Below are 1,296 nucleotides of genomic sequence, written 5' to 3' on the forward strand. Positions count from 1 at the left end.
GCTGGCCGCGGGCGGAACCGCGGCCTGGGCCGCCCTGCGCGACGACGACACCGCGGGCACATCGGCACCGCCCACCCCGCACTGGGCCATCGGCGTGCAGGCGGATCTCAGCGGGCCGCAGCGAGCGGCGGGACAGGCGCAGGAGCGCGGCGCGCGGCTGGCGGTCGAGCAGTTCAACTCCCGTAAGAACAAGCCTTTCACGCTCACCGTGAAGACCGCGGACGACGCCGGCAGCGAGGTGCGCGCACCGGCCGCGGCCGAGAAGCTGATCCAGGACGCGGACGTGCTGGCCGTGCTCGGCCCGTCCAGCAACGAGACGGCCCTCAAGGTCCTCCCCGCGTACGACGGGGCTCTCCTGCCGCTGCTGTCCGTCTCGTCCGGAGCACTGCTGCTGACCTCGCAGGAGCACCGGTGCTACCTCCAGTGCCGCGCCTCCGACGCGCTGATGTCCCTCCAGATCGCCACCCGTGTCGCACAGCAGAAGGGGATACGGCTGCCCGGACTGCTGGAGGACCGCACCGCGCAGACCTACGGCTGGGAGTCCTCCCAGGGAGCGACCCTGATGCTGCGCTCCTACGGCATCCCGCCCTACCCCCGGGTGATCCCGGCGAACACCCGGAACGTCGGGCCCGTGGTCACCGACATGCTGCGGGCCGGGATCGACTCCTTCGTCTACGCCGGTTACGCGCCGGGCGCGGCCCGGGTGGCCCGCGCGCTGTCGGCGGCCGGCTTCGAGAAGCCGCGGTTCGCGCCACAGGCCGTACTCGACCCGGAGTTCCTGAAGTCGGCCGGGGACGCGGCCGAGGGCTGGCTGCTGGCGGCCTCCTTCGTCGATGCCACCGCCGTGCCCGCGGCGGCGGCGTTCACCGCGGCCTTCCGCAAGCGCTTCGGCTCCGCGCCCGGCTACTACGCGGCCGAGGCGTACGACACCGTCAACCTCGTCATCCAGGAACTGGTCAAGGCGACGAAGGGCCAACAGCCGCCGAAGCGGCGGGAGTTGGTGAGCCTGCTGCGCAAGAGCCGCTACAAGGGCATCACCAAGGACTTCGCCTTCAAGGCGGACGGCACGTTCAACGGCTCCGGCGTGTTCCTGCACCAGGTCGAGGGCGGCCGGTTCCGCTTCCTCGGCGAAGCCTCCGCCAAGGTGTAGCGGTGGGCGGGGCGGACTCGGCGGCGAGCGCGGGAGTGCACGCGCTCAAGGCCGGCGACCCGCCCTTCATCGGCGGCTACCGGCTGCTCGGCCGGCTCGGTGCGGGCGGCATGGGCGTGGTCTACCTGGCCCGCTCGACGGGCGGG

Annotated in this window: 1 protein-coding gene; it reads left to right on the forward strand. The window is 72.8% G+C overall.

Annotation, left to right across the window (positions count from 1 at the left end; genetic code table 11):
- Positions 1-1,150 (forward strand): branched-chain amino acid ABC transporter substrate-binding protein (locus R6V09_RS53355; protein ID WP_317888586.1); only part of this gene is annotated, 1,150 nt, incomplete at its 5' end.
- Between the last annotated feature and the right edge of the window lie 146 nt (positions 1,151-1,296).

Origin of the sequence: Streptomyces sp. W16, from assembly GCF_033194735.1 — a bacterium.
GTDB lineage: Bacteria > Actinomycetota > Actinomycetes > Streptomycetales > Streptomycetaceae > Streptomyces.